The organism is Amycolatopsis dendrobii, from assembly GCF_014145675.1.
Taxonomy (GTDB): Bacteria; Actinomycetota; Actinomycetes; order Mycobacteriales; family Pseudonocardiaceae; genus Amycolatopsis; species Amycolatopsis dendrobii.
In genome coordinates, this window is sequence record NZ_JACGZW010000002.1 from 194,931 (window position 1) to 211,914 (window position 16,984).

15 protein-coding genes are annotated in these 16,984 nt (G+C 61.3%); 9 read left to right on the plus strand and 6 right to left on the minus strand.

Annotation, left to right across the window (positions count from 1 at the left end):
* Positions 1 to 393: 393 nt before the first annotated feature.
* Positions 394 to 579, minus strand: coding sequence for a hypothetical protein (locus H4281_RS05070; RefSeq protein WP_182889704.1), 186 nt, complete (start codon positions 577 to 579; stop codon positions 394 to 396).
* 1,073 nt (positions 580 to 1,652) lie between these two features.
* Between H4281_RS05070 and H4281_RS05075 the strand changes: the two genes are divergently transcribed.
* Genes H4281_RS05075 through H4281_RS05085 form a run of 3 tightly spaced genes read left to right on the plus strand, consistent with a single transcriptional unit; the run spans position 1,653 to position 3,212 of the window.
* A complete protein-coding gene (locus H4281_RS05075; RefSeq protein ID WP_182889705.1) occupies positions 1,653 to 2,135 on the plus strand; it encodes a hypothetical protein in 483 nt (160 codons plus the stop codon).
* Positions 2,136 to 2,137: 2 nt separating this feature from the next.
* On the plus strand, positions 2,138 to 2,866 hold the full coding sequence (locus H4281_RS05080) for a hypothetical protein (RefSeq protein ID WP_182889706.1): 729 nt from the start codon (positions 2,138 to 2,140) through the stop codon (positions 2,864 to 2,866).
* Positions 2,826 to 3,212 carry a hypothetical protein gene (locus H4281_RS05085; RefSeq protein ID WP_182889707.1) on the plus strand — a complete coding sequence of 129 codons (387 nt, stop codon included), beginning with the start codon at positions 2,826 to 2,828 and terminating at the stop codon, positions 3,210 to 3,212. Before H4281_RS05080 ends, H4281_RS05085 begins: the two co-directional genes overlap by 41 nt.
* A 67-nt stretch (positions 3,213 to 3,279) precedes the next feature.
* Here the strand turns inward: H4281_RS05085 and H4281_RS05090 are convergent, their stop codons facing one another.
* Together H4281_RS05090 and H4281_RS05095 are read right to left on the minus strand one after the other, a co-directional pair.
* Positions 3,280 to 4,086, minus strand: coding sequence for an NYN domain-containing protein (locus H4281_RS05090; RefSeq protein WP_182889708.1), 807 nt, complete (start codon positions 4,084 to 4,086; stop codon positions 3,280 to 3,282).
* Positions 4,083 to 4,790 (minus strand): DUF6308 family protein, encoded by a 708-nt coding sequence (locus H4281_RS05095; protein ID WP_182889709.1) that lies wholly within the window; start codon positions 4,788 to 4,790, stop codon positions 4,083 to 4,085. The genes H4281_RS05090 and H4281_RS05095 overlap by 4 nt, the downstream gene beginning before the upstream one ends.
* Positions 4,791 to 5,155: 365 nt before the next feature.
* Between H4281_RS05095 and H4281_RS05100 the strand changes: the two genes are divergently transcribed.
* The 3 genes from H4281_RS05100 (at position 5,156) to H4281_RS05110 (ending at position 10,934) form a co-directional block, all read left to right on the plus strand.
* Positions 5,156 to 6,289 (plus strand): hypothetical protein, encoded by a 1,134-nt coding sequence (locus H4281_RS05100; RefSeq protein ID WP_182889710.1) that lies wholly within the window; start codon positions 5,156 to 5,158, stop codon positions 6,287 to 6,289.
* 664 nt (positions 6,290 to 6,953) lie between these two features.
* Positions 6,954 to 7,505, plus strand: coding sequence for a hypothetical protein (locus tag H4281_RS05105; protein ID WP_182889711.1), 552 nt, complete (start codon positions 6,954 to 6,956; stop codon positions 7,503 to 7,505).
* A gap of 81 nt (positions 7,506 to 7,586) precedes the next feature.
* Positions 7,587 to 10,934 carry a tetratricopeptide repeat-containing protein gene (locus H4281_RS05110; RefSeq protein WP_182889712.1) on the plus strand — a complete coding sequence of 1,116 codons (3,348 nt, stop codon included), beginning with the start codon at positions 7,587 to 7,589 and terminating at the stop codon, positions 10,932 to 10,934.
* Between the two features lie 326 nt (positions 10,935 to 11,260).
* Here the strand turns inward: H4281_RS05110 and H4281_RS05115 are convergent, their stop codons facing one another.
* Positions 11,261 to 11,716 (minus strand): histone-like nucleoid-structuring protein Lsr2, encoded by a 456-nt coding sequence (locus tag H4281_RS05115; RefSeq protein ID WP_182889713.1) that lies wholly within the window; start codon positions 11,714 to 11,716, stop codon positions 11,261 to 11,263.
* 518 nt (positions 11,717 to 12,234) lie between these two features.
* On the opposite strand from H4281_RS05115, the gene H4281_RS05120 reads away from it, so the two are divergent.
* The gene (locus H4281_RS05120; protein ID WP_182889714.1) at positions 12,235 to 13,101 is read left to right on the plus strand and encodes a transposase; all 867 of its coding nucleotides are present in this window, start codon (positions 12,235 to 12,237) and stop codon (positions 13,099 to 13,101) included.
* A gap of 353 nt (positions 13,102 to 13,454) precedes the next feature.
* Complete coding sequence (locus H4281_RS05125) at positions 13,455 to 14,243, plus strand: hypothetical protein (protein ID WP_182889715.1); 789 nt, start codon at positions 13,455 to 13,457, stop codon at positions 14,241 to 14,243.
* A 71-nt stretch (positions 14,244 to 14,314) separates the two neighbouring features.
* Here the strand turns inward: H4281_RS05125 and H4281_RS05130 are convergent, their stop codons facing one another.
* Positions 14,315 to 15,259, minus strand: coding sequence for a hypothetical protein (locus H4281_RS05130; RefSeq protein WP_182889716.1), 945 nt, complete (start codon positions 15,257 to 15,259; stop codon positions 14,315 to 14,317).
* A 104-nt stretch (positions 15,260 to 15,363) separates the two neighbouring features.
* The gene (locus H4281_RS05135) at positions 15,364 to 15,828 is read right to left on the minus strand and encodes a hypothetical protein (protein ID WP_182889717.1); all 465 of its coding nucleotides are present in this window, start codon (positions 15,826 to 15,828) and stop codon (positions 15,364 to 15,366) included.
* Positions 15,829 to 15,940: 112 nt separating this feature from the next.
* Here H4281_RS05135 and H4281_RS05140 point away from each other — a divergent pair, with 112 nt between their 5' ends.
* Positions 15,941 to 16,948 carry a DUF4268 domain-containing protein gene (locus tag H4281_RS05140; RefSeq protein WP_182889718.1) on the plus strand — a complete coding sequence of 336 codons (1,008 nt, stop codon included), beginning with the start codon at positions 15,941 to 15,943 and terminating at the stop codon, positions 16,946 to 16,948.
* The last annotated feature ends 36 nt before the right edge of the window (positions 16,949 to 16,984 follow it).

Consider the following 16,984-nt stretch of genomic DNA (forward strand, 5'->3'; position numbering starts at 1 on the left):
AGAGCGCCGAAAGTTGAGGAATATTATTGGAGGAATTATCTATGAGTGCTCTGATTAAGTTTGTTTGCGGGCAAGGCGATCCTATCATCGGAAAGCGAGTGAAGAAATGGGTTGGTTGGTCGTGCAGGGCTGCATGGTCCATCCTTCAGGTTGTCAAGCTGGTCGTCTGGTTGGTGCATCACCTGTCCTAGTGTCCACGCTGGCGGGGCCTCGGCCGAGGCCCCGCCAGCGTGAGGGTGCGCACCCGTTTCGGGTCAAGCGGGCAGGGCATCTGGCTGCGGTCTGTCGACGCGGATGCCCGGTTTGGTGCTTAGGAATTTCTATGCGTTCAACTCGCTGTAGCTTGTGCGGATAATTTGTTGCGCTATGCAGTGCTGAGTCCCGCTTGACCAGTCAAACTTGCAGATCGCCAGTGGGTGTTACTGGCTGCGCTATTACCTCAGCTATAGAAACAGTGATTCCCATGTCGAGGACTACGTCCTCGTTGTATACCCAGTCCGGCGGCGCATTCATGCCGTCGTTCTTGAAGCCGTACCTAGTCAACGCGGGGACATTGTGGAAGGTGAAGGAGTAAGCCACCGCAGCCCTCTCCTTGTCTTTGCTTGGGTCGACTTGCGCTGCTCTCGCCGTAGCGACGACCGCGTTTTTTGTCTACCAGGTAGCCGTACGTGCCGACGTCCATGCTCGACGAACGGCCGAAGCAGGTGCCGCACTCCATATAGTCCATCACGCGCAGCTCGCCGAACGGGACCGGTGGGGCAGTCGACGTCCGCCGATGCGCGTGCTGTAGCAGAACCGGCCAGGCAGAGGGACCGGCATATACAAGCCCATCGGCAGACACTCCGGTCAGCCGAAGGACATCAAGACGGCTCGCGTCGCACAAGCGGTGTGCCGCGAGATGAACCTGCGACGGTTGCTCTGTGTTACCGGTACTCGTTCTAGTCACCCGTTGAGCCCAGCTGTTGTATCGCTCAGCAATGAAGGGTGCTCGAACTGGTGGGCAAGAGGGTCAGCAGGACGTAGAACGCGATGGCGGTCAGCGCAGCCCACGCGACCAATATAGAGGTTGTGATCAGCGCGTGCCGTCGGATGGCCACCAGCTGTCGCAGGATTTCCACGTAGATTCGGTTCGCGTAATCCGTCGGTCCATCGTCGGTGGAGGCACTTTTAGTCGTTCGGATACGCTCTCCGAGCTGGAGTCAAGGCCGTGGCGGTAGTAAGGCCGGGGTTTGAGGTCGGTCATGGCTTGCTCCCCACGGGTGATCCTGACAGGTGGTGTGGTGCTCGCTCTGGGCCTTCGCGGCTTTCTGTGGACGTGAACGAAGGACAACCTGGAGCGGCCCGCATGGGGTCAAGGTCGCCGGCCTCGGCCGTGGCGTTACGGTCGGCGCAGCTGGCAGGCATCATCGCCGCGGAACCTCCGCGTCGTCGCCAACGGAATCGCGAACTTGTCATCTTCGCAACATGTTCCTGCGGTCTGCCTGGTGCCACATAGGGTCGTGATGGTTGATGGAGTTGTTCCTTCTCGCCGATGGTGACCGTTGGCAAACGTTGCGTTTTGGAAACTCCGGTAACGTCCCCCTCGATCCTGCGACCGTCTTAGGGACGAGCTGGAACCTGGCGAGATTGGACGGCGGAACGTGCCTGGTCGATTGATCGAAGTGAAAAACGGTCGCGCAACGGTGAGCGATGCGGTGAAACATTTTGCGACTTCTCTCAGTCCGTTGGGGTTTGCGGCTCATGCGTTAACAACAGTGGGGGTTTGCACGACGGAACTCGCTCAGCTTCACATTGAGAAAAAGCGACTTCTTGCACAGCGAGATGTCGCGCTCGCCGCGGTGAGGAGTTATGAAGGTATGCTGGTCGGACTTTTTGACCAAGCGAAGCGTGATGCGCATATGTCTCAAGTTTCTGTGAACGCCGTGATTGCCTGCATCGGATTGGTGGGGCAAGCTGCTCGCGACATGTCGCTTCCGAGCGACGAGCGACAGACTGCGCTATCCACAATGACTGTTTTTACTGGTCAGCTGGTAGGTATTAACCGCGATAACCGTGACGGCTGGGTGAAGTTGGGGCAGGCGATAAACTTCGGGTCGGCAGAGAACTCTATTAGTGCCCTTCGGAAGCTGAGATAGCCATGGAGGAGCTCATAGGGCCCTTGCTCGTCTTATTTCTGATCTTGGTGGTAATCGGCTACCTCGGTTATGGCCTGAGTTGGGTTGCAACGCACTACCCGATTCTCTTCTGGCTTGGTGTTGCAGTCCTGCTTGTCGCGCTAAGCGCTTATATCTATCGCAGGTATCAGAGGAAGGCCGAGCTTGTTCGCCGCGCCGACAGGAGTGTGGGGGCGGCAAAGATCATCCAAGCATCGGCTAGAAAGACCATTGGTGAAGTCTCGCGCAAACGACAAGAGGTGATCAATGCGCGCAAAAAGGTAGAGAGCATCAAGCGCGACTCGCGCGGCGAGGCGAACTTTCATATGCTGGCCGCGAAGCATTTCGAATCGAAGCAGATAGCGGACGGATATTATCGTTCAATGAGGGGGTTCGCCGTTTCGCGCGACGCGTTGGCTGAGCAAGCGAACGAGTTTGGAAGACATCTTAAAGAGCTGACGGGAGCACGCAAAGGTAAGTCGCCGCGCGGAAAGATGGCAGACTATGTCTCGTCCGTGAAGGCAACCGCTTCCGAGTTGCGAAGAACGGTCGATGAGCTGCGCGCCGATGTTGCTTCGCTCCGTACGGACGTCGAGTCGTATAATGACCTGACCAGAAACCTTAAATTGCATATTCGTGATACCTGTGGCGAGCGGGGGAGGCGCTGGTATCGTGAGCTTGAAGAACGTACGCGCGCTCGCAAAGACTCTTGACTTTTTACGGCAAAAGTATCATACTGTACTCAAGCTACCGTGGACGAATGCTCTCAATCAATTTGAGATCACCTGCCTGCGTTCGCAGGCCATGCATGAGGAAGTTCCTCATTGTGGAGACCGCAAGGAGATTGCGGTGTTCTCAGGTGATCCCTTGGAGCGCATCAAGGCTCTTGGCTCCCAAGCAAGCAGCGTCAATGACCAGCTCAGAGACAAGCTCGAATCCCTGCCCCGCGATCAGTGGCCAGCCGGGTGGAGCATCAACGCTGACGGTGAAGTGGTGATGCCTGCGTCGACCTCCGTGGCGGAGGACCTGATCAGGAAATTCACGGACCCGGATGCCTAGGAACAACCAACCCCACGCACCGACACCCGAAGACGCTTCGCGTCCGGGTGCACGCGTGGGGTGTTTTTTATTGTTGCTCATTCACTGCGCTCGATCGAACGGTGTGCGGTTCGACAAGACGAACGCGCAGGTCGCCAGGGCCGTCGCTTGCTTGTACCGCCACAGTTTCGCCTAGCCGACCGAGGAATTCCTTGAAGCTCTTACAGCCGTAGTTCTGCTCGTCAAAGGCCGGGTCCAGGGCGCGCATCTTGTGCTTGAGCCATGCCCCAGGAGCGTCATCCCCGTCGCGTAACCGCATGGCATGGACGAGGAGGCGTTCGCCGTCCTTGATGTCGAACGATGCCTTGACCGCGGGTTGTGCGCTCGGCTCGACCGCAGCTACCAGCGTGCCCCAGTACTTGTATTCGGAGCAGACCGAGACCAGCCGCGGGCTCGCAGACGCTTCGGTGCCGACACCGACGACGTGCTTGCCGAACTCCCGCAGTCGTTGGACGCGCGGGGAATAGTCGCCGTCGCCGGCCACCAGCAGGTAGGTCCCGATGTCCGGGTGGGTTATCAGGGTTTCCATGGCGTCGACGGCGAGCCGGATGTCCGCGGCGTTCTTTTGCTGGATGCCGAACCGGTGCAGCTGGATGAGGTCGACGCCGTTCATGGCCAGGTCTTGCTGGTACTTGCCGAACTGTGGCTTTGCCCAGTCGGCGTAGGCGCGGCGGATGGAGGCGTTGCCGTAGTCCCGGCAGACCAGCTCGAGGGCGGCGTACGGCACGGGGTTGGCTTGGTCGGGCAGGCTGTTTGCGGCACCGATTGCCAGGTTCTCGAAGTCGATGAAGACGGCTGCCTGGTCGGTATTGCCCGGTCTCGTCGCCGCGGTCATGCGGGGCCTCCTTCTCCGATGGTTTCCGTGCCGGCATTGCGGGTGGCTCGCATCCACAAGATCACGTCGAGGCAGCGCAGCAGACTGATGTCATCGATGCCGCCGACGTCGGCGCGCAAACCGGATACTGCATCTGCTCGGCTTGGATCAGCATCGAACCAGCTCCACAGGCAGGCCCAAAAGCTCGTCGGTGCGCCGAGCAGTGTTCTGACTTGCCTGTCGTAGACCGGCAGCAGGTGCGGGCGTTTGCGGGCGAGGAGCTTATTGGCGGTGACCCAGCGATTCTTCCCGCCGCAGTGCTTGAAGAGTTCCCACAACCGGTCTGCCGGCGAACCGGGCGCGTAGTGGGTCCAGGGTGCCTCATGCATCGGGAGGTCGGCCGGGATCTGCTCGAGCAGCTCGCGTATCTGGTCCCGGTAGACGGTCGTGACGTCGACGGCGACGTGCGCGAGGTCGGTAATGCTGAGGAAGTTGAGGGCCAGAACGTCGGCTTCGGTGACGACGTTCGCGTCGTTGGTCCGGCCGCCGCCGGCGAAGCGTTCGAACCAGCTGCCGGTGTAGGGCTGGCTGCCATCGCGGCCGAAGTAGCTGCGCAGTGCATCGACAGACTGAGCGCGGTTCGTGCCGCGGACACACCGGTCGAGGAGCTCGTGCTGCCGTGCGTAGTCCTCGTGGTTAGGAGTGATCGTTGTGGCTGGGTGCACGCCGGATGCCTCCTGGATGCGGACGTTCCTGCGTAGTGGTCGCCGTCGCTGAGTCAGCTGTTACGCCCCGCTGGGCCTGCGGGCGCAATGCGGCGGCGATGCCGGATCCGACGGCAACCCCTGCACAGATCGAGGCGAGAACCCAAGCCCAAGAGACGTCCATGGTGAATGCGAGGTAGAGCTGGGCCAGGGCGACGGCGCTGTAGGCGGCAGCAAGTGCGCGCCATGCGACGTCACGATGCATCAGGCACCTCCCGGTTGCGGCGACACGGGTAAGTCGCTAGGAACAGCACTGCGGTTACGTGGGCTGCCCGTCCATAGGTGCCGTCGTAGATCGGCCTGTCGAGCGCCGACGGAGAAGCCAGATGGACAACGAACCCGACGAAACCCGCCTGGTGCAGGTCACCGCCCCGGGCGGCGTGATCTGGACTCGGCGGCCTGGCGGCCTGTCAACGGGAGCCCAACTGCTTGGAGCGCTGTCGGTTTCCACGCGGATGCACACCGATGTCGAGCTGCTGTGGAATTGGTGGGAGGAGGACCGGCACAGTCGAGAGCAGAGCCGGGTGTGGGCGATCCTCGAGGAATGGGAGAACGGCGCGGATCAGCGCGAGCAGACTGACGAGGAAGTCGAAGCCTTCGTGCAGCGGTGGAATGACGAGCAGGACGCGAAGCGCGAAGCTGAGAAGAAGCGGCGTGCGGAGCTTGTTGCGCAGTCGTACGACAAGGACCGGGCGAGCGCCCGGCTTCAGCTTCTCCGCAAAGAGGCCGATGCTGCGTTCTTCCAGCACGTGGCCGACAAACCGGCGAACGCGGCGCAGCGCGAGGACGCCGAACGCCGGGCGGCCAGATGCAAATCGGAGGCCGAGGAACTCCGCAAGCAGGTTGGTGATCCGGAGGACGTCCTCGACGAGCGCGGGTACCTGCCTGCCGAACGGCGGAAGCAACACCTCGACGAGCACATGCGCTACTGGCGTTACCCCGCACTGCGAGAGCTGCGAAAACGGGGCCGTCGCCGGTTCACCGCGTTGTTGAACATGCCGGTGCCAGAGGTGGCCCGAATGTGCTCGGAGTGCCAGGCCCCGGCCGAGTGGCACGAGTACGACATCTCGCTCTGCCTGTTCCGCTCACCGCCGGCCAAGGGATCCCAAGCGGAGGTCATCGCCCGACTCATGCCCGGTTGGTGGGAGCGGTGCCATGCGTCTACGAGCTACGCGATCGGCCACGGCTGGGGCGAACCGCATGCATTGCCGGACTTCACCGGAGAGCAGTGGCAGGCCATGCTGCCGCCGTTGCTGCGGTCCACCTTCGCGCCTGAGCCGATCAAGAAGAAGCCCGCCAAGCCGAAACCGCAGCCGCTCGCCACCATACCGCCGGGCCCGATCGCCGACGTCATGGCCAAACTGCAGGAGCTTCAGGCCAAGTATCCGACCGCCGAGGTGCGGCAGGGCAACCGCGGCCGATGGGAGCTGTGGCCGGCGAAGGGCGGCAACGACACGTAGTGGGCTGTCCCGCCTGCTGGATGCTTGAGCTGACTAAAGCACACCGAATAGGGCTGGCTAACCCGACCCCGCCAGCTCTGGAGCGTCGGTCGTGTGGCACCTGGACGTCAGGCACGGTGCCACCTCAACCATCAACCTTGCGGAGCAACCCCATCGCCGTCGGTGCGCCCGAGGATCAGGAAATCCCCAAACGTGTCCTCTCCGTGACCGAGGCTGCGATGGATGCACCTTTTCTTTGGTGAGGGGCGAGTGGGGGCAACCGGCACGGCACCACCACCCGCCCCAGCGAACCTACTTCTTACTCATTGCCAGTTTCGCATCGCGCGCAAACTGCTGGAAACGTCCAACCAGGTATGCGCCGATGACGAGAGCCACGTCGATCCATTGCGGGTTCACTGCACCTCCTCTATTGCGTTATCAAGGAGCCGGTCGTACCAGCTCGCAGTGTGTAGCGGGCAAATCAAACGATCCCAAGTCGCCCTTGTTCGTGATAGGTTTTAAGGCTCGACTTGGCGCTCACCTTGGTCCTGGAGGTGAGCGCCAAGTCGAGCGTCAAGTCCTGGACCAGGCGAGAGGGCAGCCGATACGCGTGCGTGCGAGGTAAGATGTATTGACAAAGTAGGCTGCTCACCGCATAGTTGATCTTGTTAAACAGGAATCAGCTATGAAGCACGAAGGTGCCCCACCAGCAGCAACACCGGAACAACACGACGAACGGGAACGACTGAACTCGCCGTTCGATCTGGAGAAGATGGAACCGCGTCAGATCGCCGGACTTGTGAGCGCGTTGGCCCTGGCGGAAAAGACCCAATTTGAAAGAGAAGGGTCTCCATTAAGTGATGGGTCCGCTGAGCTTCATATGTACAACGAGCTCCTCGATGACCTAATGGATGACCTGTCGAAGAATGGAGCGGACCTGTCGAACGCCCTCGATGTGTACCGCGAGATGGCGGTAGGCGAACTGGCATCGGAATATTCAAGGGGCCCTGCGGTCGAGATGGCCGTGGACCTACTACGCCGAAATACTGGTAATCCTGAAGTGAAAGCGCAGATCGTCGAAGGGATCGTGGCAATCCTTCAAAGTGAAGGTCTCGGGCAAGAAGTGGCAGTGGCGGACGGCGTCGTACCACGACTTGTTTGGGCCGACTGGCTCGACGAGTCGACAGCGCGGTACCTTGACAGCCATATCTCCAACGAAGATTTCCGCCGCTGGTGACGAGGCTGACGACCGACGAGGCCGTGTCATCGCCAGGTCGGCCTCCCGGCTACGCGCGCCGGGGTCGTGCATACTGGCGCGGTGGAGGTTGACAGATCGTATGAGGTAGAGGACGTCAAGGCTGACCTGCAGTCGGTGGCTGAGCGGCTGGTACCTCGCGTGTTCGGCCTCCCTGCCCAGGACGGCTACAAGGCGTTAGGGCCGCTCGAACTGCGCGTATTGGGCAGAGTTGCCGAGGACAACTTCCTCGAGCCATGGAACCAGAACCGCGCCCATGCGGTCGAGTTAACACTCCGGGCAGCGATCAACCAACTTGACGGCAACTTCCCGAGCGGTGGAAAGTGGAAGCCGGACAGGCGAGTAACGAATCAGGAAGTGGCCCTGCGCTACTTCAATCTCGACGGTTCACCGAGTGGTCATCCAGCAGTCAAAGAAGTCGACATGGATGATGTCGCGTACGATGATTTTGGCAGCAAGCATTATAACAAGGTGCTTCAGGCGCTAAAGGACGCGATTGGGTTCGACGGGGGTGGCTCAACGCTGAGGCGATATCTATCGCTATTGCGAGAATCGCTCGCGAAAATTATCGCCAACCCAGCCTTTCCGTTCACCTCGACGCCTGAGCGAGTGCAGACGGGCCGGATGCTGGTCGTCCGGTCGGTTCTCGCCGATGAGTATGTGCCCCGTTCAGATTACGAGCAGGCGATCCGACAGCTCCGGGACACTGGCGAGTCGTTTGTGTGGCTGTGGGGCGATGCTGGAACGGGCAAGAGCCGACTGGCGCTGGCAGCCAACCGCGACCTCATTGCTGAGCGTGATGTTCCCTTCTTCAAGCCACGGGACGAAAAAGAATTCCAAGACAGAGCTATACAGTTGCTCGTAGACATAGGTGCGAACCCTGCCGAGGTCAATTCGGCTACGTGGAAGGCCCTGTTTGTGAGCCGACTCAGCAATAGCAACCTGCCGCAGGTTCTTGTCTTCGATGACATGCCATATGACGACCTCGCGAAAACCCTCATGGCAGCGGCCCGCAGCTCGTCATCGTTCCTGATCTTCACCAGCCTCGAGCGTCCGCCGCAGAACGGCGGATATGACGGATACGACGGATACGACGGTCCCCTGCTCGAACTGTCCAATATGACGGCTGCAGAATCCGAGCAGATGATTCGCTCCAGACTTCCCGGAGTCGAGGACGAGGACATCCGGCGTCTCATGATCGCCCTTAGAGGGCGTCCGTTGGCGATGGAGCACTCCTGTTCGTTCCTGCGCGCCACTGGCCGGCCGGTTGCAGAGTACTGTGCCGCGTTGTCGCAGCGGCCCGCGCACACACTGAGGCTAGCCGGCGGTGGGCGAGCCGAGCCGACGCTGACGAGGATCTATGAGTTAGCGCTCGACCGGCTTGTTGGTTCGCCTGAAGCACTTCGTGCCCTTGACTACATTCTGTTCACCGTGCCCGGCCTGGTGACCGAGGACATGTTGAGGTTCCTCTGGGTAGACAGTATCGCGGTGGGGTCAGCCGAAGCGGCTGCGGAGGCGATGCGCTCGCTGAACAACCATGTGGCATCAGCACTCGCCGCGCACCGCTGGCCCGGCGCAACTCTGCAGAAGGCGGCGACACTGGTCTACCTCGACCCCGTCGCGGGGATAGAACGGGACGCGGGCCTTCGCGGGCTGGCTGACTTCGGGATCATTCGTTCCGAGGGTGGCCGCATCGTCATGCACCAACTCACCTTGGCGATCCTGCGCGAACTCCGCCGTGAGCAGGCTGCGGGCGTTTACAAACGAGTGCGTGACACGGTCGACGAACTGCTTACCGTCGACGAGTGGAAGCCGGACGAGCCGCTGATGGGCGACATAGTTCTGTGGGCACCCCACGTGGCGCGGGCTGTTACTGAGTTCGACGCCACGGATCCGGCGGTTTTACAATCGTTGTCTGCTGACGATGTGAAGCGCCTGGCAAGACTCGGCACGATGGTCGTCCGGGCGTACCGGCAAATCGGTGCCGCCGTCATGGAGGCCGTGAAATCGGTGAAGCACCTGTACGCCATCGTGGCGATTCGCGCACTCTGGCAGGGATACGACAAGACCGAACGCGATCAGTTCGTGTCGCTGTTCTTCGAGTTCTACTCAGAGTTGATGACCACCGTCGTCATGGATGCCGGGTTCAGTCGCGACAACGACGGCGCATGGTTGCTCGGCGAGGTGTCGACCGAGCAACATCAGGAGGCGAATCGCATTCGGCTCCACTGTGATACCGAATGGGAGCTCTCATACCAGCTTGCCCACGTTGTGGACGGGATTAAGCCGTTCCCCAAGGAACAGGTGACGGCTGCGCTGGACGGCTATGACATTCCCCAGATGAAAGGCAGCGCCGAGAATGCGATGTCGCTGTCGCGTTTCCACTACGATCAGTGCCGGTGGACTGATGCCGTCGCGGCCCTGGAACACGCCTTCACCTGCTACATCCGCATTGGCGGAGACATCGGTGCTGTCCGCGGCGCGATCGACGCCGCACGTCGACTGGCCCGCGTTCACCTGCGAGCGGGTCCAGGTGCGGATCACGCAGACCCGATGAGCCACCTGGCCCGGGCGGAGGAATGGCTGGATCAGGCGCACGAAGTGCGCGCACGGCGCTCTTTGATGACCGTCAACGACCAGCCCTCCCGCTTCTACCTGCACGACGCGCTCCTTGACGCCCAGCTGACCCAGGCGACCACCGAAGTCGCGCTCACCAGGCAACTCGCGGTCTGGGAGGATGATCCCGACGAGGACACTGAGTTCTCGCTTGAGGATATGGCACAGTTCGCGACCCGGCCGTATCGCGACGCGAACGGGACTCTTAGTAGCTACTCCCGCTTGGAAGAGGCCGAGCAGGCATTCACTCAATTGCAGCGGATTCGCGGTCTCCGCTGGGTGCCCGAATTCCGAATGCACATCGTGAGGTTGTGCGTTCTGGCGCAAGACACACGAACCATTGAGCTGCAGGTCGACAACCTCCAGGACTGGTTCGTCCGCGACAAGCTGAACTATCAATTAGACCTGCTGAATATTCAGCGGTTGACGCTGTCGACATTCGGTACTGCTGGCCTGTTCATGTACGGCGTCGAAGAATCGGTGTTCGACACAATGCGCCTCAGCGACCAGGCGAGGGAACAAATCCACGGTATGCAAGATGTCCCCGTCGAGGTCAGTGATAGCTACTACACGGCTGCGGTGGCCATGCGCCGTCACCAAAACCGCTATTGGCATGCTCGCGGCCTGGCTGCGGCCATGATCATCGGAATGGTGACACGGCGCGAGAAAAGTTGGCGCGAACCGTTGTGGCGCGAATTCGTCGAAGCCGCCTCAGCGATCGGGCGAACCGACTGGATAGTCAAGGTTCAGGGATTCGGCAAAACGAACAGCGGACTCTGGCTGCTCGGGTACTGATATGGCAGTTCGTGCTGATGCCAAGAGCCACGTTGCCATTCAACCAAGTTCCGCCCACCGTGGAAATGCTTCCCATGATGATAAGGGGCTTCGAGATGCTGTCGTCGTCGAGTGGATGTTGGTCCTCAGGCTGAGACCGAGGGCATCCTCGCCCTCGCGCCCGACCTTCTTCGACCTCAAGGCTCCCACGTCGGTCTTCACACTGATGACTCAGCGAGGTTGAGGTGCTACCGGTCGTCAGAGTTAGATGTCCGCGCTTCGACGAGATGGGTAATGACCGGCGCATGGCCCTACCGGCGCCGACCTGTGGGGTCTGTTCCCTCGGATTACTTGCCGACAGTCTTCTTCCTCGGTGCACGCTTCCGCGCGGGCTTGGCAGGCGTCTCCGCGGCAGGTTCAAGTTCGACAACAGGCACGGCTGATTCACCGGCTTCGAATGCTGCATAGACCTCGTTGGAGATTCGCCCACGATCGGAGATTTTGTAGCCATTGGCTTGCGCCCTGGCCCGCACTCGTTGGTTGCGCTCTCGGTTGGAGGCGGTTGCCGGCCCGTTGTGACTGCCGCCGGAGGTCGTCGACTGGCCGACCGCGGTCCGAATGCGCCGCCCGCCGACGCGTCGACCTGCGTCGATATAACGCGCGAGCTGCTCGCGTAGCGTCTGGGCGTTCTCGTCCGACAAGTCGATCTCGTACGAGAGGCCGTCGAGCGCGAACGGCACCGTCTGCGTCGCGACCCCGCCGTCCAAGTCATCGACGATTTCTACAAGAACTTTCTGGGCCATGAACGAACCTTTCGGCAAGGGGTGCGTGGCGCGGTGACACCTGGCAGCTGATGTGCGGCCAGCGTAGCGATGGGACACCGGTTTGGCGGCGGGCACTCCGCATGTCGACCCGCACTTTGCCGCTGCGCCCGTGTCGTACGTGCGCACGATGGGGAGAGGCGGCTGGATGCATCGTCGACTGAGTGTGCGGCTGCACCTGCCCACCGTCTCGGCATCCGTTGCCTGCAGTAGGTCTCCGCGGTCATTGGCCAACCGCCTGAAGGTGTACCTGGCTGCGATGCCCTACCTGAACAGGGTTCTCGCAAGCTGCCCGGCCTTGACCGGATTGAAGCAGGGCGTTGGGTGGCATCCGTGATCTAACGGTGTGAGCAAACGAAGAAGCCCGGCACCCGATGATGCCGGGCTTCTTCGTGCTTTTTATGGGGCTAAGCTGTGCGTGCTCCAAGATGCTGGATGCGTCATATTCCATCTCTTGTCGACCTTGATAAACGACGTAATTCGAGGTATATATAAAATATATGCAGTATGAGCTATTGGCGAACCATCTTGATCCCACCTTCGGGAATATCTACGACCTGGGGGTTCCTGGGAACGGTGCCCAAGGGTGGACCGCTGAGCTCAGGGCTGCAGCCAGCGAGTACCTGTCTGCTGGTCTGCCGTCTGACGTACTGCCTTGGCTGCAGGAGCTTTCGGCGATCGGCCCGGAGCATAGCGACGAGGGCTGGACGGACGAGCTTATTGATACCTATGATCCCGGTGAACTCGGCTGGCTGGTTCGTCGCGCCGCGGTTGCCGCAGTGCCGTCACTCGGGGAGCTGCTTGAAGGCAGGAGTGATTGGGGCGTGCCCGCGGAGGATATGAAGGCGGACGTGGCGACGTGGCTGGATGTGCACGCCACGCACGATCAACTCATGGAATTGGCTGACAGGGTCGGTTATGTGAAGGAAGCTTCGCCTAGCTCGGATTACGAGCTTCTCCCGGATGGATTCGATATCGCGGAGCAGGCGAGTCCACCTGAATTGCTCCGAGTATGGGAGAGTGTAACTGCGTCGGCCGTCACGGATTTGACTGACAGCGAGTGGGATATTCTTTGTTCCTGCTTTCCTCCGCGCCGAGGAGGAGGCAGGTACCGTACGTATGAACTGGAAGCCCGGCGACAGGCATTTGATGCGGTGCGCTTCAAAATGGCGAATAGCGTCCCGTGGTCTGCCGTGCCCTGGCGATACGGTAAGCCTCCGATGCCGTACTTTAACTTTCGGCGGTACGCGCGGGATGGCTTGTTTGAAAGCCTTGCTAAGTCTCTTCCGGTAGGCGAAGACACAAGGCGACTTTCGCAGTGGGTTAATTCGCTTGCGGATGGTGCAGCTGACGATACAAAATCTTAGTACCTGAATTCGCCTTGCTGACGTCGCCGAAGGTGGGCGCGGAGACCATCGCGCCGTAGCGGTGCCTGGAGATTGAGGTGCGCTCCGTCAGTCCGTTTGTGCTCGGTGACCACCACGTGGCCCTCGGTCGATGCGACGCCCGGCACCGGCGAACTCTTCGCTGACGATGAGCACGTCCCCGTCCACGGTGTCGATCTGGCCGGTCCAGGTGCTGGCGAGTATCCGAGGCGATTGCGGGGCGGCGCGTGCCTGCGGGTGCGCCGCCGCGGTTCACCCGATTAGATCAACGATGGTGACGTTCCGGTTACTACGGACCGGCTGCCGTAACACATTGTCACAACTCTGCGAAGTGCTTGACGTTCACCAACAACGCAGCTCCGGTCGACGGAGCGGTCTCTCGACTTCTGGAGTTATACGCGATGAGCCATCCGTCCGAACGTCCCTCTGCCGAGGCACCGACCCCGACCCCGACGCCTATGCCGAAGCCAGCCAAGTTCGCGGCACTGGCCTGGACCGCGCTCATCCTCGGGATCGTCGGGGCGGTCGGTTCGCCGGTCATCTTCTTGAACAACGTCACCGCGATCGCCGCCGGCGTCGGCTTCGTCCTCGGCGTCATCGCGCTCTTCGGCACGAAGAAGGTCCTGGCAGGGATCGGGGTGGCCCTGTGCGTCCTGGCGGTCGTATTCACGGTCGTCGCCCAGAACGCCGCGGTCGCCGATCTCAACGCCAAACTCGGCGCGCCTGCCGCAGACCACAATGCCACCGGCCAGACCTACGCGGTCGGGCAGACCCACCGCGGCACCGACGTCGACATCACGATCGCCGACCCCAAAGCATTCACCACCAGCGACAACGCGGCACCGAAGCAGAACGCCAAAGCCACCAGCTTCCAGGTCACCGTCGCGAACCACTCAGACAAGCCGTGGTCGGCGGCTATGCTGCTCATTCAGGCCACTGCAGGGAACGCCCCCGCCGATGAGGTTTACGACTCCGCAGCGGGCCTCGGCGGATCGCCCAGCCAGGAGATCCTTCCCGGCAAGAACCTCACCTTCCGCGTCGGCTTCGTGGACGCGCCCGGCGACTTGACTATCCAAGTAGGCACTGTCGGCGATGACAAGGTGTACTTCGCGTACAAGCGATAGCTCCCAGGTCGAGTCAGCGGGGATCGACAGCGCCACTGATCAGATTCTGAAATTGTGGTCTTTTAGTGAGGTCAATCGTATTTATGGTGAAGTTCCCACATCATGTTCTGGGATTCCTCATCTACGGCCCGTTGACTCCTCCAGAACCCGCATACGAAACAGGTGCCGACGCCGATCCCTAGTCCAAAGTCATCGATGTGCGTTGGAATCAATGTTTCGTTATTGCACACTGGGCAGCTTTGCAGGCCCCATTCAGCTGCACTTCTATGGGCATGAGCATCGGCGGCTTCGACGCGACGCGCGATCTCGTCGTCGCTGAGTAGCTCCAGGTAGTCGACGGCGTTGTCCCAGAGCCATAGGTCCCGAGCTTTGTCCTCGACGTAGCTCGCGTCCACCTCTAGGCCATCCAATCCCTGAAGCCGCGGGTGTTCGTCTAACGCAAGGAGCGCATCGAGGTGCCGTTGCTCGAGGGAGCCGGTTCTTGCCCGTCCATGTCGAACTGGGTGGACGATTTCGATCGCTTCTCGTAGGACTGCGACGTTGATCGTGACCGTGTCGGCGGGCACGATCTGCTCTTCCTGATTTTCGCCGAAGAAGAACGTGGTCGTAGGCGGGTCGTTTTCGCCAAGAGTTGACGCCGTCATCGTCACCACTTGCGGTTCTCCGTCGGAGTCCGATGAAAGCTGTATGTCGGTGACACGCACTTGCGTCGCCGCCGGTCTGTCTCCCGACACGGTGACCGTGTGGCTTTCAGCCTTCTCGACCAGAGTTTTCAAGAGCTCTGAAGCTGGTTTGACCCTGAGCGCACCTGGCGTGGAAGCCTTTCGTTCGACCGGCTGGAGCTCTGCATCTGGCCAGGCGGTCGCAACGATGACGGCGAGACCGTTGTTCAGGGCATGGTCGTAGAGGGCTTCCGCGCCCGCGGAAGTCAAGTCTTGGCGCAGTGCGAAGGCGCAGCGTGCGTATTCCCAGCCGCGTTGAACTGATATCGGTGCAGGCCCGGACGTCAATGTCATCTCTGAAGTATGGGCATCGATCCCTCATGATCGACAGCATGTTTGCTGAGACGAAACGTGCCTGCGAAGTTCCAACGAAGCTCAGAGAGGAGCGCCAAGCCTACCTATCGCCTGCGGTTCCACAACCCACTGTGCGCCTGCAAAGTACCGATGATCGTCTGCTCGAGAGCGCGGGCAGCAAGTTCGTCGGCCGTGACAGACCAGCAGAGGTGCAGGTCGGCATGTTCGAGAGCTAATTTGCCCCACTGCGCAGCTCGTTTCGGCCGGCCGGCCTCGGCTTCGGCCAGACGCATACGTAACCATGCGGGATCCGCGAGAGCACGGTCGAATGCAGCTTCACCGAGGCCGCTGGCGATCGCCTTCCCGCTGGCATACCGGGTGAGGCGTCCACGGATGCCAGCGCCGCTCCGCTCGCCGGCCATCCCCACGTAGACGAGTTCGCCGTCCGCGCCCTCGCGGGCGAGATAGACGCCTGGCAGGCGAGGTGCCGTCTCGCGTGCCGCGGCGAACGGCACCCAGGGCGACCAGTCTGCAAGCGCTCTTAGGACCTCGAGCGTGGACTTCGACATAACGACAGTGTGACGCGAGCGCAATAGTGGGGGGTCGACGTGGCCGCCAGGTATTCAGGGAACTCTTGTCCGCGCATAGCGCCGATGAGATGGAGCGTGCTACCTCTGAGCGATGGGAGAAGACGCATACGGCCTCGGACGCCTGGAGCGGCTCGCGAGCCCTCGTGACATCTGGCAAAACGAAGCTGGCGACTTCACGCCGTGGCTGGCCGCAAACATTGACGTGCTCAGCGACGCGATCGGTCTGCCGCTCACAGTGGAGGGGCAGGAGGTGCTGGTCGGCGACTTCCGTCTCGACATTCACGCCACGGACCCGGACGGCAAGCCTGTTGTGATCGAGAACCAGCTCGAGCCCAGCGACCACTCGCACCTCGGACAGCTGCTCGTCTACGCCAGTGGCCTCGAAGCGTCGACTGCCATCTGGATCACGACGCGACTGCGCGAGGAGCACCGCAGCGCACTGATCTGGCTCAACGAGCGGACCGACTCCGACGTCCGCGCCTTCGGCATCGAGGTCAGCGTGGTCCACATCGGCGATTCGCTGCGTGCGCCGGTGCTCGATGTTGTCGTGGAGCCGAACGACTGGGCCAAAGCAGCGAAGGAGACGTCCAAGGCTTCCGTCTCGCCGAAGAACCAGCAGCGCATGGCCTTCTTCGAAGACGTCTTCGACCTGATGGCAACCGCCTACCCCACGATCCGCACCCCAAAGACCCAGGTCACCAGCTGGTGCAGCTTCGCCGCCGGCCCGTTCGGCTACTACTGCCTGTCGTTCAGCAAGCAGGGCTACCGCGTCGAGATCTACCTCGACACCGGCGACAAGGGCTCCACCAAGTGGATCTACGACCAGCTCGCCGCGGATGGTGAGGCCCTGCAGCAGGCCCTTGGATCCGAGTTGAGCTGGGACCGACTCAACAACAACCGAGGCAGCCGTGTCGCCACCTACCTCGAAGGGTTCGATCTCGAGGATGCCGACGACAGCGCGCGGCAAAAGGCCGTGGCATGGAGCGTCGAACGAGCCGTTGCACTGCATCGCCAGCTCGACGGCCGACTGCGCAGTTTGGCCAAGACGAGCAAGGAAGCGGCGCAGGTAGCCGACCAGTCGAATGGCGATGCCCTATGACCAGCCCGTCGGACTCGGTCGAGCCTCGTACTGCGG

Coding starts and splice junctions, on each gene's coding strand:
- H4281_RS05080 (WP_182889706.1), top strand. CDS start 2,138: ATGGAGGAGCTCATAGGGCCCTTGCTCGTCTTATTTCTGATCTTGGTG.
- H4281_RS05090 (WP_182889708.1), bottom strand. CDS start 4,086: ATGACCGCGGCGACGAGACCGGGCAATACCGACCAGGCAGCCGTCTTC.
- H4281_RS05100 (WP_182889710.1), top strand. CDS start 5,156: ATGGACAACGAACCCGACGAAACCCGCCTGGTGCAGGTCACCGCCCCG.
- H4281_RS05105 (WP_182889711.1), top strand. CDS start 6,954: ATGAAGCACGAAGGTGCCCCACCAGCAGCAACACCGGAACAACACGAC.
- H4281_RS05115 (WP_182889713.1), bottom strand. CDS start 11,716: ATGGCCCAGAAAGTTCTTGTAGAAATCGTCGATGACTTGGACGGCGGG.
- H4281_RS05120 (WP_182889714.1), top strand. CDS start 12,235: ATGCAGTATGAGCTATTGGCGAACCATCTTGATCCCACCTTCGGGAAT.
- H4281_RS05130 (WP_182889716.1), bottom strand. CDS start 15,259: ATGACATTGACGTCCGGGCCTGCACCGATATCAGTTCAACGCGGCTGG.
- H4281_RS05135 (WP_182889717.1), bottom strand. CDS start 15,828: ATGTCGAAGTCCACGCTCGAGGTCCTAAGAGCGCTTGCAGACTGGTCG.
- H4281_RS05140 (WP_182889718.1), top strand. CDS start 15,941: ATGGGAGAAGACGCATACGGCCTCGGACGCCTGGAGCGGCTCGCGAGC.